The sequence below is a fragment of the Streptomyces sp. NPDC030840 genome, from assembly GCF_055572015.1.
In genome coordinates this window covers 31,297-51,851 of the sequence record NZ_JBVIEE010000014.1, presented here as the reverse complement: position 1 = coordinate 51,851, position 20,555 = coordinate 31,297, and the positions used below count along the sequence as shown (strand labels likewise).

General features: G+C 72.1%; 22 protein-coding genes and 1 pseudogene. 13 read left to right on the top strand and 10 right to left on the bottom strand.

Annotation, left to right across the window (positions count from 1 at the left end):
• The first annotated feature begins 293 nt into the window (after window positions 1–293).
• Entirely contained in the window at window positions 294–1,721 is a 1,428-nt protein-coding gene (locus tag ACZ49J_RS27440; RefSeq protein WP_467452339.1) for a hypothetical protein, read from the top strand.
• Window positions 1,722–1,750: 29 nt separating this feature from the next.
• On the opposite strand, the gene ACZ49J_RS27435 is transcribed toward ACZ49J_RS27440, so the two are convergent.
• Window positions 1,751–1,960 (bottom strand): hypothetical protein, encoded by a 210-nt coding sequence (locus ACZ49J_RS27435; protein ID WP_467452338.1) that lies wholly within the window; start codon window positions 1,958–1,960, stop codon window positions 1,751–1,753.
• Window positions 1,961–2,239: 279 nt separating this feature from the next.
• Between ACZ49J_RS27435 and ACZ49J_RS27430 the strand changes: the two genes are divergently transcribed.
• The 3 genes from ACZ49J_RS27430 (at window position 2,240) to ACZ49J_RS27420 (ending at window position 3,994) form a co-directional block, all read left to right on the top strand.
• Complete coding sequence (locus tag ACZ49J_RS27430) at window positions 2,240–2,662, top strand: ATP-binding protein (RefSeq protein ID WP_467452337.1); 423 nt, start codon at window positions 2,240–2,242, stop codon at window positions 2,660–2,662.
• Between the two features lie 14 nt (window positions 2,663–2,676).
• Window positions 2,677–3,213, top strand: coding sequence for a DUF6624 domain-containing protein (locus ACZ49J_RS27425; RefSeq protein WP_467452336.1), 537 nt, complete (start codon window positions 2,677–2,679; stop codon window positions 3,211–3,213).
• Between the two features lie 67 nt (window positions 3,214–3,280).
• Window positions 3,281–3,994 (top strand): hypothetical protein, encoded by a 714-nt coding sequence (locus tag ACZ49J_RS27420; RefSeq protein ID WP_467452335.1) that lies wholly within the window; start codon window positions 3,281–3,283, stop codon window positions 3,992–3,994.
• A gap of 16 nt (window positions 3,995–4,010) precedes the next feature.
• Here ACZ49J_RS27420 and ACZ49J_RS27415 read toward each other — a convergent pair whose 3' ends face one another.
• The 3 genes from ACZ49J_RS27415 to ACZ49J_RS27405 all read right to left on the bottom strand — a co-directional run bounded on the left by ACZ49J_RS27415 (window position 4,011) and on the right by ACZ49J_RS27405 (window position 7,171).
• Window positions 4,011–4,973 carry an aldo/keto reductase gene (locus ACZ49J_RS27415; RefSeq protein ID WP_467452532.1) on the bottom strand — a complete coding sequence of 321 codons (963 nt, stop codon included), beginning with the start codon at window positions 4,971–4,973 and terminating at the stop codon, window positions 4,011–4,013.
• Window positions 4,974–5,100: 127 nt separating this feature from the next.
• Window positions 5,101–6,450, bottom strand: a complete 1,350-nt coding sequence (locus ACZ49J_RS27410) for an MFS transporter (protein ID WP_467452334.1) — start codon at window positions 6,448–6,450, stop codon at window positions 5,101–5,103.
• A 115-nt stretch (window positions 6,451–6,565) separates the two neighbouring features.
• A complete protein-coding gene (locus tag ACZ49J_RS27405; RefSeq protein ID WP_467452333.1) occupies window positions 6,566–7,171 on the bottom strand; it encodes a TetR/AcrR family transcriptional regulator in 606 nt (201 codons plus the stop codon).
• A gap of 69 nt (window positions 7,172–7,240) precedes the next feature.
• On the opposite strand from ACZ49J_RS27405, the gene ACZ49J_RS27400 reads away from it, so the two are divergent.
• The gene (locus ACZ49J_RS27400) at window positions 7,241–8,251 is read left to right on the top strand and encodes a DMT family transporter (protein WP_467452332.1); all 1,011 of its coding nucleotides are present in this window, start codon (window positions 7,241–7,243) and stop codon (window positions 8,249–8,251) included.
• On the opposite strand, the gene ACZ49J_RS27395 is transcribed toward ACZ49J_RS27400, so the two are convergent.
• Entirely contained in the window at window positions 8,151–8,762 is a 612-nt protein-coding gene (locus tag ACZ49J_RS27395) for a LysE/ArgO family amino acid transporter (RefSeq protein WP_467452331.1), read from the bottom strand. The two genes, ACZ49J_RS27400 and ACZ49J_RS27395, sit on opposite strands and share 101 nt — an antisense overlap.
• Before the next feature lie 67 nt (window positions 8,763–8,829).
• Here ACZ49J_RS27395 and ACZ49J_RS27390 point away from each other — a divergent pair, with 67 nt between their 5' ends.
• Window positions 8,830–9,738, top strand: a complete 909-nt coding sequence (locus tag ACZ49J_RS27390) for a LysR family transcriptional regulator ArgP (protein ID WP_467452330.1) — start codon at window positions 8,830–8,832, stop codon at window positions 9,736–9,738.
• 42 nt (window positions 9,739–9,780) lie between these two features.
• Here the strand turns inward: ACZ49J_RS27390 and ACZ49J_RS27385 are convergent, their stop codons facing one another.
• A complete protein-coding gene (locus tag ACZ49J_RS27385) occupies window positions 9,781–10,455 on the bottom strand; it encodes an NUDIX domain-containing protein (RefSeq protein WP_467452329.1) in 675 nt (224 codons plus the stop codon).
• A gap of 276 nt (window positions 10,456–10,731) precedes the next feature.
• Between ACZ49J_RS27385 and ACZ49J_RS27380 the strand changes: the two genes are divergently transcribed.
• Window positions 10,732–11,409, top strand: a complete 678-nt coding sequence (locus ACZ49J_RS27380; RefSeq protein ID WP_467452328.1) for an AIM24 family protein — start codon at window positions 10,732–10,734, stop codon at window positions 11,407–11,409.
• A gap of 110 nt (window positions 11,410–11,519) precedes the next feature.
• The gene (locus ACZ49J_RS27375; protein WP_467452327.1) at window positions 11,520–12,146 is read left to right on the top strand and encodes an alpha-ketoglutarate-dependent dioxygenase AlkB; all 627 of its coding nucleotides are present in this window, start codon (window positions 11,520–11,522) and stop codon (window positions 12,144–12,146) included.
• Between the two features lie 30 nt (window positions 12,147–12,176).
• Here ACZ49J_RS27375 and ACZ49J_RS27370 read toward each other — a convergent pair whose 3' ends face one another.
• The 3 genes from ACZ49J_RS27370 to ACZ49J_RS27360 all read right to left on the bottom strand — a co-directional run bounded on the left by ACZ49J_RS27370 (window position 12,177) and on the right by ACZ49J_RS27360 (window position 15,104).
• On the bottom strand, window positions 12,177–13,388 hold the full coding sequence (locus tag ACZ49J_RS27370) for an FAD-dependent monooxygenase (protein WP_467452326.1): 1,212 nt from the start codon (window positions 13,386–13,388) through the stop codon (window positions 12,177–12,179).
• A gap of 138 nt (window positions 13,389–13,526) precedes the next feature.
• Complete coding sequence (locus ACZ49J_RS27365) at window positions 13,527–14,243, bottom strand: ribonuclease H family protein (RefSeq protein WP_467452325.1); 717 nt, start codon at window positions 14,241–14,243, stop codon at window positions 13,527–13,529.
• A 63-nt stretch (window positions 14,244–14,306) separates the two neighbouring features.
• On the bottom strand, window positions 14,307–15,104 hold the full coding sequence (locus ACZ49J_RS27360; RefSeq protein ID WP_467452324.1) for a VOC family protein: 798 nt from the start codon (window positions 15,102–15,104) through the stop codon (window positions 14,307–14,309).
• Window positions 15,105–15,248: 144 nt separating this feature from the next.
• Between ACZ49J_RS27360 and ACZ49J_RS27355 the strand changes: the two genes are divergently transcribed.
• From ACZ49J_RS27355 to ACZ49J_RS27345, 3 genes are all read left to right on the top strand, one after another.
• Window positions 15,249–16,289, top strand: coding sequence for a zinc-binding alcohol dehydrogenase family protein (locus ACZ49J_RS27355; protein WP_467452531.1), 1,041 nt, complete (start codon window positions 15,249–15,251; stop codon window positions 16,287–16,289).
• Between the two features lie 197 nt (window positions 16,290–16,486).
• A complete protein-coding gene (locus ACZ49J_RS27350; protein ID WP_467452323.1) occupies window positions 16,487–17,164 on the top strand; it encodes a response regulator transcription factor in 678 nt (225 codons plus the stop codon).
• A gap of 17 nt (window positions 17,165–17,181) precedes the next feature.
• Window positions 17,182–18,828, top strand: coding sequence for a hybrid sensor histidine kinase/response regulator (locus ACZ49J_RS27345; RefSeq protein WP_467452322.1), 1,647 nt, complete (start codon window positions 17,182–17,184; stop codon window positions 18,826–18,828).
• Window positions 18,829–18,852: 24 nt separating this feature from the next.
• On the opposite strand, the pseudogene ACZ49J_RS27340 reads toward ACZ49J_RS27345, so the two are convergent.
• A pseudogene (locus ACZ49J_RS27340) lies at window positions 18,853–19,039 on the bottom strand (ATP-binding protein); the annotation flags it as partial.
• 297 nt (window positions 19,040–19,336) lie between these two features.
• Here ACZ49J_RS27340 and ACZ49J_RS27335 point away from each other — a divergent pair.
• Window positions 19,337–19,804, top strand: a complete 468-nt coding sequence (locus ACZ49J_RS27335; protein ID WP_467452321.1) for a hypothetical protein — start codon at window positions 19,337–19,339, stop codon at window positions 19,802–19,804.
• Between the two features lie 94 nt (window positions 19,805–19,898).
• Window positions 19,899–20,534: a DUF3105 domain-containing protein gene (locus tag ACZ49J_RS27330; protein WP_467452320.1), complete on the top strand. Its 636-nt coding sequence runs from the start codon at window positions 19,899–19,901 to the stop codon at window positions 20,532–20,534.
• The last annotated feature ends 21 nt before the right edge of the window (window positions 20,535–20,555 follow it).

Below are 20,555 nucleotides of genomic sequence, written 5' to 3'. Positions count from 1 at the left end.
CGGGGCCGCCGGGGCGCCGCCTCCTGAGCGGGTCTCACTCACGTGCTGCCTCCCGGGACGGGATTCACAGCGTGCAGTGTGCCACGCCGTCCGTTGACACCGACAGATCCGTGCGGTTCATTCTGAAATTATCAGAACGCTGGTTGCGAGCTGAGTCTGTCGGCCACCATAGTGATCGAGTGACCTGGCGCACATTCGCGGCAGCGTCGAACGAACTCATCCGGCCCGCCCGGGAGTTGGCGCCTGAAGCGGGTACGGGCCAAGCCGCTGCGCCGACATGGAGCGAGACCTGGATGGCCGCCGTGACGAACGGACAACCACGAAACCCTGGCAGGGGCGCCAAGGACTCCGGCGGCCCCAACAAGGCCTTGGCGGCCGCCCTCAAGGAAGCGGGGTGCTCGTACGCCTCGCTCGCTCTCCGGGTCAACGAACTGGGCCGCTGCCAGGGCGCGGACACGAACTACGACAAGGCGTCCGTCACGCGCTGGCTCCAGGGCCAGCAGCCCCGCGGAAACACGCCGGAGGTCATCGCGGCCGTCCTCGGCGAACGGCTGGGGCGCCGGCTGACGCCCGCGGACCTCGGTTTCGCGCTCGACGGCGGACGGCCCGTGGTGGGGCGGGCACTGGTGTACGGGGAGAACGTGGCGGAGACACTGCACACCCTGGTCGAACTCGGTTCCACCGATGTCTCCCGTCGCACCCTGCTCGGTGCGGTCCCCTTCGTGCCGGACGCCCTGATGGGCCCTCAACGTTCGTGGCTGTTATGGCTGGTGGAGAGCCTGGACGGCAACAGCGGCCGGCTCGCGTCCGTGTCCGGTTCGGGACCGGTGGAGCAGGTCCACGCGATGATCGCCATGTTCGACGAGATGGACAACCACTACGGCGGCCGCGGGGTGCGCACGAGCATCGTGCAGTACCTGTCGGCCGAGGTCGTCCCGATGCTGCAGCAGCGCGGCACGACCGAGCGGCAGCGGCGGGAGCTGTTCGCCGCGGGGGCCAGGCTCGCGGCCATGGCGGGCTGGAGTTCGTACGACGCCGGGGAGTACGGCCTGGCCCAGCGCTATATGACGCAGGCGCTGCGGCTGTGCGCGGAGGGCCGCGACCGTGTACTGGGCGGGCAGATCCTCGCGGGTCTGTCCCACCTGGCGACCAGCCTGGGCCGGCCCGACGAGGGGGTGGCGCTGGCCCGGGCCGGTATCGCCACCGCACGCGACGCGGGCAGCCCGCTCGGGCTGATGCGCCTGTACGCCATGTCGGCCCGTGCCCACGCGGCGCTCGGCCGGCCCCGCGAGACCTCCGAGGCCCTGCGCACCGCCGAGAAGCAACTCGACGCGAGCCGCGGGGCCGCCCAGGAGTCGCCGTGGGTCCGCTTCCTCGACCACCACTATCTGCAGGCCGAGTCCGCCGTGTGCTTCCGCGATCTGGGTCTCGCCGCGCAAGCCGAGCAGACCGCGGGTGAGTCCGTTCGGGCCCACGCCTCCCGCCGTCGCCGCCAGGCCATCAGCCGGTCGGTGCTGGCGACGGCGCACCTCCAGCAGAACCGGCTGGACGAGGCCGTCGCCACGGCCACCGAGGCGCTCGACGCGCTGAGCGGTGTCCACAGCGAACGGTCGATCCAGGCCCTGCGCGACTTCAGAGGCCGCCTGGCCTCCCGCCGTGACGAGCCGCTGGTGAGGGAGTTCGACCGGAAGTCGCGGCTGGTGCTGGGGGTGGCGGCATGACCAGCAAGCCTGATGGCCTGTCAGGGACCCTACAGAGCAGGCGCGTTCCGCGCGCGGTCGACCGGGAGGCTGGCGCCGGAGATCCCGCCGACGGGCAGCGGCCGCACGATCGGTTCGCCGAGGCCCCGGCTGCCCCCGGTGATCAGGGCCCGCTTGTCCCGCACCGCGGACCCTCCGGCGCCGCCGCGCCGCTCACGGGTGGAGGCCCCGTCGTTCAGGTTCGTCCTCGCGGCGAACACCCGGCGCAGACCATTCCCTTCCCGCGACCGAGCAACCCCTTCACCGCCTCGCTCCGGCTGTGTCCGGTGCCGCCGTCCTCGACGGCAGCACCGGCGGCCGCAGAGGCGGGCCGTAGACGTAAGGAGGCAATCGATGACGGCAGCCAGTGTCGGCGTACGTCGCCGCCGGACCCCTGTTACACCCGGCCACGACCTCGGGTGGAGCCCTCGCGCCGCTCGTGCCGCCGCCCCCGGGCAGGGGGACGGATCGGCACTGTTAGTCGGCGGGGTGACGATCCCTTGATCTCGCTGAGCAGGGCGCCCCGTCTCGTCCAGGTCACCGTGGCCGCGCACCCCTCGTGCGCCGCCGGGGTGCGGCGCATGGTCGCCGCCCATCTCAGACTGTGGCGGCTCCCCCATGTCGTCGACGACACCGTCCTGGCCACGGACGAGCTGGTCGCCAACGCGGTACGGCACGCGAGCGGGAATGACTCCGACACCGTCGGCGTGTCGCTCGAGTACTCCGGTGGGGAGATACGCGTCACCGTCGCCGACTCCTCCCCCGTACCGCCCCGGCACCGGACGCCGGACGCCGGCGCCGAGACGGGCCGCGGGCTGTCGATCGTCGAGGCGCTGGCTGACGACTGGGGTACCGCCCCGCCCGGGCCCGGTGGCCTCGGCAAGAAGGTGTGGTTCTCGATCGCCGTCCGGGGGACGGCATGAGGGGCGCGCCGCCGATGGGACACGAACGGAGGGCCCCCGTACGGGAGCACGCGCTCGCCGCCGAACTGGTCCGCAGGATCGAGGAGGAGCACCGGCTGACGCGCGAGGCAGGGTCGGTTTCCGCCGCGCTCGGCCGGCACCGCGTCGCCCGCTGCCGCAAGGACAACGCCGAGGCCCTGGAAGCGCTGGTCGCCCGCCACGGCTGGCCCACCTCCGACATGGTCGGCGAACCCGCGTCGACGGCCGCGCTGATGATCCTGCTGCACGCCTCGCACCTGGGCTTCCAGCTCACCTGCCGCGACCTGATCGCGGAGGCCGTCGCGGACGGTGCCTGCCCGGCCGTGCACCACGCGTACATCGCCGACCACTGCGCCGTCGAGCTGGGCCAGCCGCAGTTCTACGGCACGCGCATCAACCCCCGTACGCTCCGCCCGTATCCGATCCGGCATCCGCAGACCGTCGACGAGCGCCGCCATGATGTGGGGCTCGGCCCGCTCGGCGATCATCTGCGGGCGCTGCGCGGCGGCCTGGGAGCCGCGGGAGGACCCTGACGGGCGGGAAAGAGCGGGTGGGCCGGTCGTGGTGGCGGACGGCCGCCCGCTGGGTGAGGCTGTGCCGATGGAACAGCAATGGATCGCGGTGGTGGGCAGCAGCCCGGGCGTCGGCAAGTCCACCCTGTGCCGTGCGGTGGCCGGGTGGTTCACGGCCGGCGGAACCTTGGTCGATCACTTCGAGGAAGCCGACATCCTGTCCCGCCCGTCCTTCCGGGCCGTGGCCGAGGAGTTCGCCGGAGGCCGCGGCACCGTGCGGCCGCGGACGCTGGTCGACGCGAGCCGTGCGTACGCCGAGGAGACCCGGGCGGCCGGGGTGGACGTGCTCGTGACCGACGCACTCATCCCGTTCGTGCCCTCACTCGTGGCCTGGGGACACGACGAGCGGGCGATCGCCCAGGTCGTCGCCGACCTCGAAGAGGCGGTCAGGCCGACTCGGGTGACGGTCGTCTACCTGCGGGACGTGCCCGAGAAGGCACTGGGGCGGGCGATCGCGCGCGAAGGCCCCGAGTGGGCCCAGTGGTACGTCGGCAAACTCGGCGACTCACCCGGCACGCGTGCCGTCAGGGACGTGGCCTCGGCCGCGGACCACCTGCGGGCCGAGATGGAGCTGACCTTGCGGCTGCTCGCCGCCACGCGGTGGAACGTGATCGTGGTCGACGTCGCCGAGCAGGGCGCCGAGCAGACCGCGCGTCACGTCCTCCACCGGCTCCGGGACCTGCCGGGTGACGCGCGGCGGTACGGATCGCCCGGCGCGGAACCCGGTGCCGGCGATCCGTAGGGCCGCGGACCGCCCCTCAGTGGCCGCTGATCGCCCGTGGTGTGTAGGCGCGTTCGAGGTCCTCGATCTCCTTGTCGGTGAGGTCGATACCGGGGGCGGCGATCGCGTCCTCGAGGTGGCGCGGCCTGGTGGCGCCCACGATGGGGGCCGTGCTCCGGCGCAGCAGCCAGGCGAGGGCGATCTGCGCACGGGGGACGCCGCGTTCGGTGGCGACGCGGCCGACGGCCTCGACGATGTCGCGGTCGCCCTCCCGGTAGAGGGAGCTGCCGAACTGGTCCGTGCGGCTGCGTTCCGTGGCCGTGTCCCACTCGCGGGCGAGGCGGCCCCGGGCGAGCGGGCTCCAGGGCAGGACGGCGACGCCCTGGTCCTCGCACAGTGGCAGCATCTCGCGCTCCTCCTCGCGGTACAGGAGGTTGTAGTGGTTCTGCATGGACACGAACCGCGTCCAGCCGTTCAGCCGCGCCGTGTACTGGAGCTTGGAGAACTGCCAGGCGTACATCGAACTCGCTCCGATGTAGCGGACCTTGCCCGCCCTGACCACGTCGTGCAGGGCCTCCATGGTCTCCTCGACGGGAGTGCCGGGGTCGAAGCGGTGGATCTGGTACAGGTCCACGTAGTCGGTGCCCAGGCGGCGCAGACTCTTGTCGATCTCCGTCATGATCGCCTTGCGGGAGAGGCCGTGGGCGTTGGGGCCCTCGTGCATGGCGCCGTACACCTTGGTCGCGAGGACGACCTCCTCACGCCGCGCGTACTCGGCGAGCGCCCGGCCGACGATCTCCTCGCTGGTTCCGTCGGAGTAGACGTTCGCGGTGTCGAAGAAGTTGATCCCGGCCTCCAGCGCCTGCCGGATCAGCGGGCGCGACGCCTCCTCGTCCAGCGTCCACTCGTGAGGACCGCGGTCGGGCAGCCCGAAACTCATGCAGCCCACGCAGATCCGTGACACGTCCAGACCCGTCGCACCGAGCTTCACGTACTGCATCGTCGCCACTCCTGTCATCGGGGGTGCTCCTGGGAAGCAGCGTACGAAGCGCACGGGGCGGGAGACGAGGAGTTCCGGGCGCGGGCGGCGTGCCGGAGGAGCGGGTACGCGTCGGCGGTGCCGCCGTTCAGACCCGGTAGCGGCGCAGTGCCGGCGTGGCCGTGGCCAGGAGGACGGTCGCCGCGACGACGAGGAGGCCTCCGCCCGCGACGGCCGCGCGGGGGCCGAAGGCCGATCCGGCGGTGCCGTGCAGGACGTCGGCCAGGCGGGGGCCGCCCGCGACGACGACCGTGAAAACGCCCTGCATCCGGCCGCGCATCTCGTCCGTGGCGGCCGAGAGGAGGATCGCGCCGCGGAAGACCATGGACACCATGTCGGCGGCCCCGGCGACGGCGAGGAAGGCGACCGCGAGCCACAGGCTCGTGCTCAGCCCGAACCCCGTGATCGCCGCACCCCAGGCCACGACGGCCGCGATGACCATCAGCCCGTGCCGGCGCGCACGCGAGAACGTGCCAGAGAAGAGCCCGCCGAGCACGGCGCCGACAGGGATCGCCGCGAACAGCAGGCCGAGCGCGAGCCCCTCGCCGTACGAGGCGTATGTCTCCGCGGCGAGTTGGGGGAACAGGGCGCGGGGCATACCGAGGACCATCGCGATGATGTCGGCGAGGAACGACAGCAGCAGCACCTTGTGCAGCGAGATGTAACGGAAACCCGCGGCCACCTCGCGCCAGCCGGCCCGGCGCCCGGCGCCGGGGGAACCGGCCGTGGTCAGCGGTGGGAGCGCGGGGAGCCGTACGACCGCCCAGAGCGTCACGCACAGGGCGAGCGCGTCGATCAGGTAGAGCTCCGCGAGGCCGATGACCGGGATGAGGGCGCCGGCCAGGAGTGGGCCCGCCACCAGGCCGGTCTGCATCACGGTGGAGCCCAGCGCGTTGGCCGCGGCGAGTTCACCGGCGGGCACCAGGCGGGCGATGGAGGCGTTGCGGGCCGGTGAGTTGAGACCGAAGAAGGCCTGCTGGAGGGCGAGCAGCGCCATCAGCACCGCTACCGAGTCGAGTCCGGTGACGGCCTGGAGCCAGAAGAGGACCGAGGTGACCGCGATGCCCGTGTTGGTGATCAGCATGAGCGTGCGGCGGTCCATGCTGTCGGCGACCGCGCCGCCCCACAGCGCGAAGACCATCAGCGGCAGGAGCCCGGCCAGGCTCGCGTACCCGACCCACGCCGAGGAACCCGTGATGTCGTAGATCTGCTTGGGCACCGCGACAGCGGTCAGCTGGCTGCCTACCGCCGTGACGATGGTCGAGGACCACAGGCGGCGGTAGGCGGGGCGGCGCAACGGGCGGGTGTCCATCGCCCAGCGGCGCCAGCCGCGGCCACGGGACGCGCCCGGCCCCGCTGAACTGCCCGCATCGCCGTCCGGTCCCGTACCGCCGTCCGGTCCCGTACCGCTGCTCGTCCTGTTCTCGCTCTTGTCCACCGGCGTCCTGGTTGCTCGTTACATCTTTCGTACGCGCATCACTATCGCCCACACGGCGGCGGACCCGGCAGGCGGGTGGCGGGCTTCGGCCACCGTCTGCCGGACAGGTGGGCGCTCAGTCGCCGGTCGCGCCTCCACCGGCCGTGGTGAGCAGCAGGCGCGCCCTCTCCCGGGCCTCCTCCATCGGCCGCGGGAAGATCCCCAGCCCGTGGGCCACGAGGGCGCCCTCGTGGAGCAGCATCAGGGTCCGTCCCAGGCCGTCGGCGGTGGCCGGCGCGAGGGGGCGTACGAGGTCGGTGAACAGGCCGAGCATCCACGCCTTCTGGCCGGTGATGACCGCGGAGGCCGGATGCGCGGGGTCGTCGATCTCCGCGTGGGCGTTGACCATGCTGCACCCCCTGCTGCCGTACTCCTCCATCCAGTCCCGGGAGGCATCGAAGACGGCCAGGACCTTGTCCTGCGGGGTCCCGGCCACCTCCAGGCGCGGCGCGAGGAAGGCGCGCCAGCGCTCGTCGCGGTCGGCGAGGTACTCGACCACGATCTGGTCCTTGGAGCCGAACCGGTCGTAGAGCGTCTTCTTCGTGACGCCGGCCTCCGCGGCGATCAGATCGACACCCACGGCGTGCAGGCCCCGCTGGTAGAACAGCCTGTCCGCGGCCTGGAGGACGCGACGCGCTCCGGGCGTCAGGACCACTCGGCGAGGGGGTTGTGCGGTCGTCATGCACCCCAGTGTAGACCGATCTGTATACTCGGCGATGGGTATACAGATCGGTCTACTCAGGGAGGTGTGATGAACGCCCTGCTCTCGATCGCCTTCGTCGTCTCGTGGAGCTCCGGGTTCATCGGTGCCAAGCTCGGGGCGGGGAGCGCGGCCGCTCTCACCCTGCTCATGTGGCGTTTCCTGCCGCTCGCGCTCGCCCTCGGCACGTGGGGCCTGCTCGTGGACCGGCTGTCGTGGCGGGGACTCGGCGCCCGTGAACTGGGACGGCAGGCGGTCGTCGGGGCGCTGTCGCAGAGCGGTTACCTCCTGACCGTCTACCTCGCGATCCAGCTGGGCGTCTCCAGCGGCACGACGGCTCTGATCGACGGCACGCAGCCACTGGTCGCCGCCGCGCTGGCGGGGCCGCTGCTGGGCGCGCCCGCGTCCCGCACCCAGTGGGCCGGACTCGGGCTCGGCCTGGGTGGCGTGCTCGTCGTGACGGCGGCGGACGCCGGGGCGGGGACCGGCACGGCGTGGTGGGCGTACCTCGTGCCGTTCGTCGGGATGCTGTCCCTGGTGGCGGCGACCATCCTCGACCGCCGCTCGTCCGGCGAGCTCGCGCCGACGGTGACGATGACGGTCCACGCGGGCACGAGCGCCGTCGTGTTCACGGCACTCGCCGCGCTGACGGGTGGGGCGGCGCCTCCGGCGAGCGGGTCCTTCTGGGTGGCCGTGGCCTGGCTCGTCGTCCTGTCCACGTTCGGCGGGTACGGGCTGTACTGGCTGATCCTCCGGCGGTCCGGAGTGACCCGGGTGAACACGCTGATGTTCCTCATGGCGCCGGTCACCACCGTGTGGGGCGCCCTGATGTTCGGTGAGCCGTTCGGGGCGCAGACGGTGGCCGGCCTGGCACTCGGCGTCCTGGCGGTGGTCGTCGTCCACGTCGGCGAGCGCCGGGACAGCGCTGACGGCACGGTGCGAGGGGGCACCGGCGCATCCCTCACGCCCCGGCGATCAGGGTCACGCCCAGAGTCAGCATGGTCGCGGCGACGAGACCGTCCAGTACCCGCCACGCCGCCGGCCGGGCGAGGAAACGGCTGAGGAGCCGGGCGCCGAAGCCGAGCGAGGCGAACCAGCACAGACTCGCGGCGACCGCGCCGAGGCCGAACACCCAGCGCAGGGAGCCGCGTTCGGCCGCGACCGAGCCGAGCAGGAACACGGTGTCGAGGTAGACGTGCGGGTTGAGCCACGTCAGCGCCAGGCAGGTGAGGACCGCCCGCCGGCGCGACCCCGTCGAACCCGGCTCCACGCGCAGCGCCGCCGGGCGCAGGACGCGCCGCGCGGCCAGGACGCCGTACACCACGAGGAAGGCGCCACCGAGCAGAGCCACCGCCGTCAGGGCCGACGGCCAGGCCACGACCACGGCGCCGACCCCGCCGACCCCGAGCGCGATCAGCACCGCGTCGGAGAGCGCGCAGATCGCCACGACCGGAAGCACCGCGTCCCGGTGGATGCCTTGGCGGAGAACGAACGCGTTCTGAGCGCCGATCGCGACGATGAGGGACAGGCCGGTGCCGAACCCGGCGGCCAGGGCGGTGAGAGAGGTGGTCACCCCCAGGACGCTAGGGGCGCGCCCGGACATCAGTACAGCTAAAGATTCTTACGTACCCTTAGCTCTCGTGATGACAGATCTTCCGATGGACCTGGTGCGCACCCTGCTCGCGGTGGTGGACGAGGGGACGTTCGACGCGGCGGCCGGCGCTCTGCACGTGACGCCCTCGGCGGTCAGCCAGCGGGTCAAGGCTCTGGAGCAGCGCACGGGCAGGGTGCTGCTGATCCGCACGAAGCCGGTGCGGCCCACCGAGTCGGGGGCGGTGATCGTACGGTTCGCCCGGCAGCTGGCCCGCCTCGAGCAGGACGCCCACACCGCCCTCGGCATGACGGGACCGGCACAGACCACGCGGGTGTCGATCGCGGTCAACGCCGACTCGCTGGCCACGTGGTTCCTTCCCGCCCTCACCCGGGTGCCCGAGGAACTGCGCGCCTGCTACGAGCTGCGTCGCGAGGACGAGGACCACACGGCCCGGCTGTTGCGCGAGGGGCTGGTGATGGCCGCGGTCACCTCGTCGCCGGACGCGGTGGCCGGCTGCTCGGTGCGCGCCCTGGGACGGATGCGGTATCTCCCCGTCGCCTCCCCCGTCTTCGCGGAGCGATGGCTCGGCGTGGGGTCCGGCGTGCCGTTGCGGGAGGTGATCGCCGACGCGCCGGTCGTGGCCTTCGACCGGCGGGACGACCTCCAGGACGCGTTCGTGCGCGGGCTGAGGCCGGGGCGGCGGGCAAGCTCCCGGCGTCATTTCGTGCCGACGTCGGAGGGCTTCGTCGATGCCGTCGCCGCGGGCCTGGGCTGGGGCATGCTTCCCTCCGCGCAGGCGGAGCCGCTGCTGGACGCCGGCCGGCTGGTCCGTCTGGTGCCGGACCGGAACACGGACGTGCCCCTGTTCTGGCAGCAGTGGAAACTCGACTCCCCCGCGCTCACCGCCGTGGCGGAGGCCGTCGCGGCCGCGGCGGCCGAGGCGCTCGGCACCTGACGCCGGCGCCCCGCCGCGCGACCGCGGGACCGGGCCCGGGGTTCAGGCTCCGCCGCCCGCGCTGAACGGCCCCTCCAGCGCGGCCCATTGCAGCAGCATGATGGTCTTCGCGTCGGCGATCTCGCCCGTGCGGATCATCTCCAGGGCCCGGTGGAAGGGCAGTTCGACGATCTCGATGTCCTCGCCCTCCTCGTCCAGTCCCCCGCCCTCGTGCGTACGGGTCGACGGGCCGTACGAGGCCGCGTAGAAGCTCACGCGCTCGGTGACGGAACCGGGACTCATGTAGACGTCGAAGACGTGCTGGATCTCGCCGATGGTGTGGCCCGTCTCCTCGACCACCTCGCGCCGCACGGCGACTTCGGGATGCTCGTCCTCCTCGTCGAGCAGTCCGCCCGGCGTCTCGACCAGCATTCCGTCGGGGTGGCCGTTGACGTACACGGGGTAGCGGAACTGCCGCGTCAGCAGCACGGTCCGGCGCTCGCCGTCGTACAGCAGCATGGTGGCGCCGTTGCCCCGGTCGTGGGTCTCGCGCTCCTGGGTGCTCCATGTGCCGTCGGCGTGCTGGAAGTCGAAGGTCGTCGTGCGTTCGACGTACCAGTGGCAGGACAGCAGTTTCACCTCCCGCACCCTGACCCGCGGGTTGCCCGTCAGGTCGCGCCCGACGCGGTCGAGTCCGGTACGGCCCCGGCGGTCCGGGGTGTCGAGGCCCGCGGTCATCGCGTGCGGGCCGGGTGCGAGCAGACAGGACAGGGCGAGGGAGAACAGGGCGAGGAGGGGGAACAGGCGCTGTGGAACTTGGTCATGGGCCCGCTTCTACCATTTCGGTCGGGCCGGTGTCAGGCGTTCGTGTGCGGGGTTCCAGGCGCCCGTGTCCGCCGCTTCCGGCCCGCGAGCCCCGGGGCGGCGTCCGGCAGCCGGGCACGGACGGTGCCCGCGTCGCGATCCGGTGCGGCGAGCTTGGCGGAGGGAGTGCCTCCGGGACAGCATGCTTGCATGAAGGGTGATCTCTTTTCCAGCGAGCACATGGTGCAACCGGCGTACGCGCCGGGGATGAGCGTGCAGAACGCGAAGACCATCAGGTACGCCGTCAACGGGGAGATGCTCGCGCGGCAGGGGGCGATGATCGCCTACCGGGGGAATCTGCAGTTCGAACGCAAGGGCCAGGGTGTGGGCGGCATGCTCAAGCGCGCGGTCACCGGCGAGGGACTGCCGCTGATGACGGTGCGCGGGCAGGGCGAGGCCTGGTTCGCGCACGAGGCGCAGAACTGTTTCGTCGTCGACATCGACCCGGGGGACGCGCTCACCGTCAACGGGCGCAACGTCCTCTGTTTCGATCCCACACTGGCGTACGAGATCAAGACGGTGAAGGGCGCGGGCGTCACCGGCGGCGGTCTGTTCAACAGCGTGTTCACGGGCCAGGGGAAGCTCGGTCTGGTCTGCGAGGGCAATCCACTGGTCATCCCGGTGTCGCACCAGCAGCCCGTGTTCGTCGACACCGACGCCGTCGTGGGCTGGTCGGCCCAGCTGCAGACCTCGCTCCACCGGTCGCAGTCCTTCGGATCGATGATCCGCGGCGGTTCCGGTGAAGCCGTGCAGCTGAAGCTGGAGGGCGAGGGCTTCGTGCTCGTACGGCCGAGCGAGGCGACCCCGCAGAAGGCCCAGCAGCACTGACGCGAGAGTGCCCCACCGCGGCCCGGCGGGGCACTCGACCGAAGAACTGCGTGAGGTTGCCCCGGAGTCTTGATCGAACACATATCCGAGCACGGAGTACGCTGGCGGCTATGGCAGCGCACCTCCAGGGCTCGCTCTTCGACCAGTCCGACACCGTCCGGCTCTCACCGCTGGACGGGACACGCCGGATCGAGCTCGGCGCGGGGGCCTGGATCGACCTGCTGCCCGGGTGGCTGAGCGGGGCCGACGCGCTGTTCACCCAGCTCGCCGAAGAGGTGCCCTGGCGGGCCGAGCGGCGGCACATGTACGAGCAGGTCGTCGACGTACCCCGGCTGCTGGCGTACTACGGGGCCGGCGATCCGCTGCCGCACCCCGTGCTCGACGAGGCCCGCGACGCGCTCACCGCGCGTTACGCCGAAGAGCTGGGCGAACCGTTCGTCACGGCCGGCCTGTGCTACTACCGCGACGGCCGGGACAGTGTCGCCTGGCACGGGGACCGGATCGGCCGGGGCGCACGCCAGGACACGATGGTGGCCATCCTGTCGGTGGGGACCGCACGGGACCTGGCCCTGCGCCCGCGCCGCGGCGGCGACACCAGGCGGTTCCCGCTGGGCCACGGCGATCTGATCGTGATGGGCGGCTCCTGCCAGCGCACGTGGGACCACTCCGTGCCCAAGACGCACCGCGCGACGGGACCGCGCATCAGCATCCAGTTCCGGCCGGAGGGCGTGAACTGACGGTCCCGGCGCACCGCTCCGGCGCGGACGCTACTTCCCCGAGGCCAGTGCCCGGGTCTGCGCCGTGCGGGCGAGACGCGGGCCGAGCCAGCGCTTGAAGCGGCGCAGTACTTCCAGCTGCCCGGCGGCGCGGTCGAGCCGGTAGTACAGCTGCGGCGGTACGTACGGCAGCAACGGGGAGTGCCGCTGGCCGAGGAGGGCGAACATCTGCCGTGGGGGCAGGTGGATGTAGCGCGGGAGGTTCTCGTACCACTGGGCGCTCAGGCGGGCCGCGCTCTGCAGCCGGAGGAGTTCGGCCTTGCGCTCCTGTTCGTACCGGGCGAGCGCGGGCCCGAGTCCCGTACACGCGCGCAGGGCTCCGGCGAGGGAGATGGCGTCCTCCAGGGCGAGGGTGGTGCCCGCGCCGATGGAGTAGTGCGTGGTGTGGGCGGCGTCGCCGATGAGGACGAGGTTGCCCCGGGACCACGTGCGGTTGGTCAGGGTGCGGAAGTTCAGCCACTGCGCGGCGCCGTCGGTCCGGTCGCGGCCGATCAGCGGGTGGCCGTCGAGGATACCGGCGAACACCTTCTCCAGCAGGGCCAGTCCTTCGGCCTGGTCGGCGCGGTCGAGCCCGAGTCCGGTCCAGGTCTCGGGCGAGCACTCCACGACACAGGTGCTCTGCTCCCCGCTGAACCCGTAGGCGTAGGCCCAGATCCAGCCGTGGTCGGTCTCCTGGAAGGAGAAGGTGAACCTGTCGAAGACCTGGGTGGTGCCGAGCCAGATGTAGCGGTTGCGGCCGAGACGCACGTCGGTGCCGAAGTGGCCGGAGTGGCGCTCACGCAGGGCGCTGTTGACCCCGTCGCCCGCCACTACCAGGTCGGCGTCCGGGACGCGGTCCGGCGTGATCTCGTGCTCGAACTCCAGCCGGACCCCCAGGGATTCGGCACGCGCCGCGAGCAGGTGGAGCATGCGGCGCCGGCCGATACCGAAGCCCTCGTCGCCGCGGTGGACCGTGCGGACGTCGCGGACATGTGCGACTCCGTCGGTCCAGCGGACCGCGTTCTCCCCGACGGCCGCCGCCGACTCCGGGTCGTTCTCACGGAGCTTGTCGAGCAGCCCGGCCCAGTAGGTCACGCCCCAGCCGTACGTCGAGCCGGCCGGGTTGCGCTCGTACACGGTGATGTCGCAGGACGGGTCCTGACGCTTCATCAGGATCGAGAAATACAGGCTTGCGGGGCCACCGCCGACGCACGCGATCTTCATGCACACTCCCTACACGACACAGAGCGACATAACGAGCACGTAACGTAACAGCAGTGGGCGGTGGCGACGCCGGTCGGCGCGAGCCCGTTCCCCCATGTGCCCGCCGCCGCCGGGATGACAGCCGGAGGTGCCCGCCTGTTACGCGCCCGCCGTCGCCGCCGTACGGCACTCCGGGTGGCCCCACCCCTGGTCGTTCTTCGCGATGGGCTCGCCCGCCGCGTAGGGGCGGCCGCACACGCAGCGGCCGGGGAACTTCGCCTTGATCGTGCGAGAGCCCGCGCGGGAGCCCGTGCGGGACGGGGCACCCTTGCGCGGGGAGGGCTTCTTCGGCTTCGACGACGTGAGGGTGCCTGCCGGGGCGGGGGGTGGCTCCGGGGAGCCCAGGGAGCTGCCGGCGGGTTCCTGGACGGTGGCCGCCTGGCTCGCGGCGCGGTCGGCGAAGTCGTTGAGGCGGTCGCCGTCGACCTGGTGGGCGGGGACGTAGCGGAAGTCGACCGAGCGCCCTTCGAGCAGTTCGTCGATGCGTACGACGAGCTCCTGGTTGGCGACGGGCTTGCCCGCGGCCGTCCTCCAGCCGTTGCGTTTCCAGCCCGGCAGCCAGGTCGTGACCGCCTTCATCGCGTACTGCGAGTCCATCCGGACCTCGAGCGGTACGTCCGGGTCGGTGGCCGTGAGCAGCCGCTCCAGGGCGGTGAGTTCGGCGACGTTGTTGGTGGCCCTGCCGAGGGGACCGGCCTCCCAGCGACTGGGGGTCTCCCCGGCGTCGGCGACCACCCAGGCCCATCCGGCCGGTCCGGGGTTCCCCTTCGACGCCCCGTCACAGGCGGCCACTACGCGTTCCATGGGTCCGATCATGCCACGACCCGGGAAGCGGGCCGCCCACGGGTCCGCCGTCCGGCTTCGGTGCTCCGGGAGGACTCAGGTCACCTCCCTCGCCTTCGGCGCCTCTCCCTCGGTGGTGGTGAGGTCGATGACGGAGAACGCGGCGCCCTGGGGGTCGCTCAGAGCCGCGAAGCGGCCGAACGGGGTGTTCATCGGGCCGAAGCGGAGGACACCCCCCAGCTCGGTCGCCGTCTTGATCGCCGCGTCGCAGTCGTCGACGGTGAAGTAGACGTTGATGTACGGCGGAATCTCGGGCGGGAAGTCCTCCGTCATCTTCATACGGCCCAGGACCGTCTCCTCGCCGACGTCGAACATGCGGAAGTCGACCTCGGGGTCCTCCATCTGCTTCGCCCGGAAGCCGAAGACGGCGGGGAAGAACGCGTCGGACTTCTCGGGCTCGCGGGTGAAGACCTCGGCCCAGGCGTACGCGCCGGGCACACCCCTCGCCTCGAAGCCCTCGTGGGTGCCGGCCTGCCAGGCACCGAAGACGACACCGCTCGGGTCACGGGCCAGCAGCATCGAACCGAAGTCGGCGACCTGCATCGGCTCCATCAGCACCTCGCCGCCGTTCTCCCGGACCTTGGCCGCGGTGGCCTCGACGTCAGCGGAGGCGAGGTAGAGACACCAGGCGGACGGTCCCTCCTGGCCGGGCATGGGCGGGACGACAGCCGCGACCGCCTTGCCGTCGACGTACGCCTGGGTGTAGTTGCCGTATTCCGCCTGCGACTCGCCGAACGTCCAGCCGAGTACATCACCGTAGAAGCTCTTCGCCCCCTCGATGTCGCTGAACATCGCGTCGGCCCAGCAGGGCGTTCCCTCTTGTTGTCCGGCCATGGCTGTGGCTCTCTTCGGTACGACGGATGGTTCTGTCCTCGCCCCACGCTAGCCAGGGTCCGCCCGCGCCGCGCGCCGAAAGGGAAGGACTGCAGCAAACTGGTAGCGGCACGGGCGGCCGTCGAGGGGACGGGGCAGGCGATGATGCACACATGGGAGGTGGCCCGGCCGGGGCCGGTCGAGGGCGGACCGCTGCGGTTCGTCGAGAAGCCGGTGCCGGTGCCCGGGCCGGACGAGCTGCTCGTGCACGTCCGCGCGTGCGGTGTGTGCCGCACGGACCTGCACGTCAGCGAGGGCGACCTGCCCGTGCACCGCCCCGGTGTGACACCGGGGCACGAGGTCGTGGGCGCGGTCGCGGCGATCGGCGAGGACGTCGGCGGTTACGCACCGGGCGACCGCGTGGGCGTGGCCTGGCTGCGGCGCACCGACGGAACGTGCGCGTACTGCGTGCGCGGCTCCGAGAACCTCTGCCCGCGGTCGCGGTACACGGGGTGGGACGCCGACGGCGGTTACGCGGAGTACACGACCGTTCCGGCCGCGTTCGCCTACCCGCTGCCCGCGGACGCCGACGACGTGACGGTGGCGCCGCTGCTGTGCGCGGGCATCATCGGCTACCGGGCGCTGCGGCGTGCGGCGCTGCCGGCGGGCGGACGGCTCGGGCTGTACGGGTTCGGCGGCAGCGCGCACCTGTGTGCCCAGCTGGCGCTGGCGCAGGGCGCGTCCGTGCACGTGATGACCCGGGGGGCCGCCGCCCGCCGGCTCGCTCTGGAGCTGGGGTGCGCGTCGGCGGGCGAGCCGTACGCGACGCCGCCGGAACCGCTGGACAGCGCGATCCTGTTCGCGCCGGTGGGTGGCCTGGTGCCCGTGGCGCTGCGCGCCCTGGACCGGGGCGGGGTGCTGGCGGTCGCCGGGATCCACCTCAGCGACACGCCTCCGCTGCGCTACGAGAGCGAGTTGTTCTACGAGAAGGAGTTGCGCAGCGTCACGTCCAACACCCGTGAGGACGGCAGGGAGTTCCTGGCGCTCGCGGCGCGGCACGGCGTGCGGGCGACGACCCACACGTATGCGCTGTCCGAGGCGGAACGCGCGCTGCTGGACCTCAAGGCGGGCCGCTTCGACGGTGCGGCCGTGCTGGTCAACGACCTGCCGGCGCGGCACGGACCACAGGTCCGGCCACGCCGGTGAACTGCCGATGCGCCGGTGTGGGCTCGTGCGGCGGCACGCCGTCCCCGTTCCGCACGAGTCCACACCGGAACTCCCCCCGATCGGCTCCCCCTTGAACCGTGGGCAGTTCCGTTCTACCGTCCCCACATGGTCGGGGCCTCAACGGCCGCTCACCAGGGCCACAACATGTGGGCGGCGGCCGTACCCGGCGAGGCGGGATGATGCGCCCCCGTCTCGCCCTGATCGACGACGACCTCGACTTCGCACTCATGTGCCGTTCCTATCTGGAACGTGAGGGTTTCATCGTCACGTGGGCGATGGACGCCCGGGCCGGCAAGTCCGTCCTGCACGACGACGCCATCGACCTCGCCGTCCTCGACCTGGGCCTGCCGGACGGCAGTGGCCTGGAGCTGCTGCGGGGCCTGCGGTCGGCGAGCCGTCTCCCGGTGATCGTCGTCAGCGGTCACGGCGAGGAGGCGGACCGGGTGGCGGGGCTGGAGATCGGCGCCGACGACTACCTCGTGAAGCCGTTCTCGCAGCGGGAGCTGGTGGCCAGGATCCGGGCCGTGCTGCGCCGCTCCCAGCCGCCGGACGAGCTGGACGTGCTCCAGGTCGGGGCACTGCGGGTGGACACCGGGGCGCGGCAGGCCAGCGTGGCGGGCTCCCTGCTGACGCTGCGCCCGAAGGAGTACGCGCTGCTGGAGGCCTTCGCCCGCTCCCCCGGCCGGGTCCTGTCCGCCGAGCTGCTGCTGGAGCGGATCTGGGGGGCGTCCTGGCAGCAGCCCGCGACGGTGATCGAGCACGTGTACCGGCTGCGCGGCAAGCTGGCCCGGCTGCCCGCGCCCGCGCCGCGGATCACCACGGTGCGCGGCTACGGCTACCGTCTCGATCCGTGACGGGGGTGAGTCCGGACATGTCCGCTCCCCGTTCCCTTCCCGCCCCGGACTTCCGGCTTCTGTTCGACGCGGTGCTCTCCCCGTTGCTCGTCCTGGCGCCGGACTTCACGATCGTGGAGGTCAACCGTGCGTATCTCGCGGCCACGCAGACCACCCGCGCCATCGTCGGGCGGACCGTCTTCGAGGTGTTCCCCGACAACCCTGACGACCCGTCGGCCGACGGTGCGCGGAACCTGCGCCGCTCGCTGGAGGCGGTGGTGGCGAGCGGCCGCACGGACACGATGGCGCTGCAGAGGTACGACATCCCCACCGGTGACGGCGTCTTCGCGGAACGGTACTGGAGTCCTGTCAACACACCGGTCCTGGACGCCGAAGGAAACGTCACGCACATCATCCACCGGGTCGAGGACGTCACCGAGTTCGTGCGTCTGCGCCGGGTGGGGCGGACGCGGGAACGGGTTGAGGGCATGGAGATCGACCTGTTCGTACGGGCCCGGGAGATACGGGAGGTGAACGAGCAGTTGCACCGGGCCAACCTGGAACTCGACGCGGCGGGGCGGCAGTTGCGGGAGGAGCAGCGGGCCAAGGACCGGTTCATCGCCACGCTCTCGCACGAGCTGCGCAATCCGCTCGCCGCCGCCACGGCGGCCACGGAACTGCTGTCCCTGGACCTGTCGGACGGCCACCCCGCGCTGTCGGTGCTGGAGCGCCAGCTGGCCGCGCTCGCCCGGATGAGCAACGACCTGCTGGACGGCTCCCGGGCGGTGACCGGGCGGCTGGAGCTGGTCCGCGAGCGGGTGGACCTGCGGACGGTCGTGGACAGCACCTGCGCCGACGTCCGGGGGCTGTTCGCGCACGAGGACCGCACGCTGGACGTGCGGGTGCCGGCGGAGCCGGTCCTGGTCGACGGGGACCGGCTGCGACTGGCCCAGGTCCTGACGAACCTGGTCTCCAACGCGCTCAAGTACACGCTCCCTGGCGGCCACACGACGGTCCGCCTCGCCGCCGAGGGCCAGTTGGCCGTCCTCCTCGTCCAGGACGACGGGATCGGGTTCGCACCCGGCCAGGCCGAGGACCTCTTCGGAGTCTTCATGCGCGCGGCACCCGCCGGCCCCCGGGCCCCCGAGGGCCTGGGCCTCGGGCTCTCCGTCGCCCGCACCATCACCGAACTCCACGACGGCACGATCACCGCGCGCAGCGACGGTCCGGGAACGGGCGCCGCGTTCACCGTACGGCTCCCGCTGCCCTCGTCCACGACTCCGGAACCGTCTCTCCCACAGCCCCGGGGACGCAGGCGGCGTGAGCTCGCGATCCTGATCGCCGAGGACAACGCGGACCTCGCCGCGACGTACCGCACCCTCCTCGAACGTCACGGCCACAACGTCACCGCCGTGCACACGGGCGCCGACGCCCTCACCGCGACCGAGTCCCAGCTCTTCCACGTCGTGCTGTGCGATCTGGGCCTGCCCGACATCGACGGCTGCGCGGTCGCCCGCGGCATCCGCTCCCGCCCCCACGGCGCGAAGCTGCGCCTCATCGCCGTCTCGGGTTTCAGCCACCCCGCCGACCACGCCCGCTCCCGCGACGCCGGTTTCGACGCCCACCTCGCCAAGCCGCTGCCGCTGGCGGAGCTGCTGGAGCTGCTGGACCCGGTGGAGGACTGAGGCGGCGGTCGGGGCACGCGGAGGTCACGGCAGGGACTGTTCCGCCCAGATGATCTTGCCGCCGGGGGGTGTAGCGGGTGCCCCAGCGGTCGGTGAGCTGGGCGATGAGGAAGAGGCCCCGGCCGCCCTCGTCCTCGGTCCGGGCGCGGAGCAGCCGGGGGGAGGTGCTGCTGTCGTCGAAGACCTCACAGATGAGGGTGCGGTCGCGCAGCCCGGCCAGAAAACGCTCATGGGCATCGGCGAGGCCGCCGATGTCGTCCCAGGCGACGGACAACGGGATCACTTCCCTCGCCCGGGGGCGGCCCCGTCGCGCACCGACGCTCGGCTTGCCTGGCGGGAAATTCCTCCGAACGACATAACCCTGGTTCTCGTGTGATGCAAGCCACAGATTGTGCACGTGGTCCGGAGGCCCGTCCTGCGCACGGCAGCCCGTCGCCGGTCTGGTAATTTCGGCGGCGCCCGCTCTCGTGTGCGAGCGCTTCCGTCCCCCGAGTCGTCAAGGCCTCACATGTCCCCTGCGTGGTCGCGCCGTACGGCGCTGCCGCGTGTCCTGGGCGAGTGGGGTCGCCTGTTGCTGGTGCTCCTCGTGGTCTCGGGGACCTTCGCCCTGTTCTGCGTGAGTGCGCCCGAGGCGAGTGCCACCGAGCGCCGGGTGCCGTTGTCAGTGCCGTCCCTGGTGGCCGCGCCGTCGTCCGCGCCCCTGACGGCCCTCTCCCCGACCGCGGACGAGCGTCCGGAGGCCGTGACACCCCGGCAGGCGGAACGCGAGCCCTGTGAGGAGGGCCCGGGCCACCACCGCTGCGACAGCCCTGATCATCACGGTGTGCTCGGCCACACGCCGCTCCTGGGCGCCGACCGGGCCGCGTCGCCCGGGCAGCCCGCGACCGCACCGGGACCCGGGGCGCTCGACCCGTCCCGTCAGCCGGGGGCCGCCCGCCCTCCGGATCTCCACGAACTGCAGCTGCTTCGGATCTAGGCCGGCCCGCGCACACCAGCCGGTCATCCCACTCGAACAGAACGTGCAGCACCGCCCTGCCCTCGGACGGCACGGCGGGGAGAAGGACATTTCCATGGGTAAGTCGAACGCCAAGGCCAGGAGCGCGGAGCGGCGCGCCCGCGTCGAGGAGATGCGCAGAGCCGAGCAGGCCCGTGAGCGGCGTGCCCGCCTGCTCACCCTCGGCGCGGCCACCGTGATCCTCGCCGGGCTCGCCGGCGGCGGGTGGTTCCTGTTCGCCGCCGCGGAGGACAAGGACGAGGCGAAGGCCGCCCCGGTCAAGGGCGTGAAGAGCTGGTCGAAGCTGACCCAGAACCACGTGACCGCCAAGGTCGACTACCCGATGAGCCCGCCCGTCGGCGGCGACCACAACCAGGTGTGGGTCAACTGCGACAAGCAGGTCTACACGAAGGCCGTGCCGAACGAGAACGCGGTGCACGCGCTGGAGCACGGAGCCGTCTGGATCACATACAACGACAAGGCGTCCGAGGCGGACGTGTCGGAGCTGGCCGACACGGTCAAAAGGACGACGTACACGTTCATGAGCCCGTACGAGGAGCAGACCTCGCCCGTCGTGCTCAGCGCGTGGGGCAAGCAGTTGAAGGTGGACTCGGCGTCCGACGCGCGGGTCCAGAAGTTCCTCGACAAGTACGTGCAGGGCGAGCAGACACCGGAGCCGGGTGCCGCGTGCAGCGGAGGCATGACTCCCTGACAGCCGTCACCGAGGACCGCG

Excerpts from the sequence above, each read along its gene's own strand:
- ACZ49J_RS27400 (WP_467452332.1), top strand. The coding sequence starts at position 7,241 with ATGAACGCCCTGCTCTCGATCGCCTTCGTCGTCTCGTGGAGCTCCGGG.
- ACZ49J_RS27335 (WP_467452321.1), top strand. The coding sequence starts at position 19,337 with ATGTCCCCTGCGTGGTCGCGCCGTACGGCGCTGCCGCGTGTCCTGGGC.
- ACZ49J_RS27365 (WP_467452325.1), bottom strand. The coding sequence starts at position 14,243 with ATGATCGGACCCATGGAACGCGTAGTGGCCGCCTGTGACGGGGCGTCG.
- ACZ49J_RS27350 (WP_467452323.1), top strand. The coding sequence starts at position 16,487 with ATGATGCGCCCCCGTCTCGCCCTGATCGACGACGACCTCGACTTCGCA.
- ACZ49J_RS27405 (WP_467452333.1), bottom strand. The coding sequence starts at position 7,171 with ATGACGACCGCACAACCCCCTCGCCGAGTGGTCCTGACGCCCGGAGCG.
- ACZ49J_RS27330 (WP_467452320.1), top strand. The coding sequence starts at position 19,899 with ATGGGTAAGTCGAACGCCAAGGCCAGGAGCGCGGAGCGGCGCGCCCGC.
- ACZ49J_RS27370 (WP_467452326.1), bottom strand. The coding sequence starts at position 13,388 with ATGAAGATCGCGTGCGTCGGCGGTGGCCCCGCAAGCCTGTATTTCTCG.
- ACZ49J_RS27375 (WP_467452327.1), top strand. The coding sequence starts at position 11,520 with ATGGCAGCGCACCTCCAGGGCTCGCTCTTCGACCAGTCCGACACCGTC.
- ACZ49J_RS27425 (WP_467452336.1), top strand. The coding sequence starts at position 2,677 with ATGGGACACGAACGGAGGGCCCCCGTACGGGAGCACGCGCTCGCCGCC.
- ACZ49J_RS27360 (WP_467452324.1), bottom strand. The coding sequence starts at position 15,104 with ATGGCCGGACAACAAGAGGGAACGCCCTGCTGGGCCGACGCGATGTTC.
- ACZ49J_RS27420 (WP_467452335.1), top strand. The coding sequence starts at position 3,281 with ATGGAACAGCAATGGATCGCGGTGGTGGGCAGCAGCCCGGGCGTCGGC.
- ACZ49J_RS27355 (WP_467452531.1), top strand. The coding sequence starts at position 15,249 with ATGCACACATGGGAGGTGGCCCGGCCGGGGCCGGTCGAGGGCGGACCG.
- ACZ49J_RS27440 (WP_467452339.1), top strand. The coding sequence starts at position 294 with ATGGCCGCCGTGACGAACGGACAACCACGAAACCCTGGCAGGGGCGCC.
- ACZ49J_RS27345 (WP_467452322.1), top strand. The coding sequence starts at position 17,182 with ATGTCCGCTCCCCGTTCCCTTCCCGCCCCGGACTTCCGGCTTCTGTTC.
- ACZ49J_RS27415 (WP_467452532.1), bottom strand. The coding sequence starts at position 4,973 with ATGCAGTACGTGAAGCTCGGTGCGACGGGTCTGGACGTGTCACGGATC.
- ACZ49J_RS27380 (WP_467452328.1), top strand. The coding sequence starts at position 10,732 with ATGAAGGGTGATCTCTTTTCCAGCGAGCACATGGTGCAACCGGCGTAC.
- ACZ49J_RS27385 (WP_467452329.1), bottom strand. The coding sequence starts at position 10,455 with ATGACCGCGGGCCTCGACACCCCGGACCGCCGGGGCCGTACCGGACTC.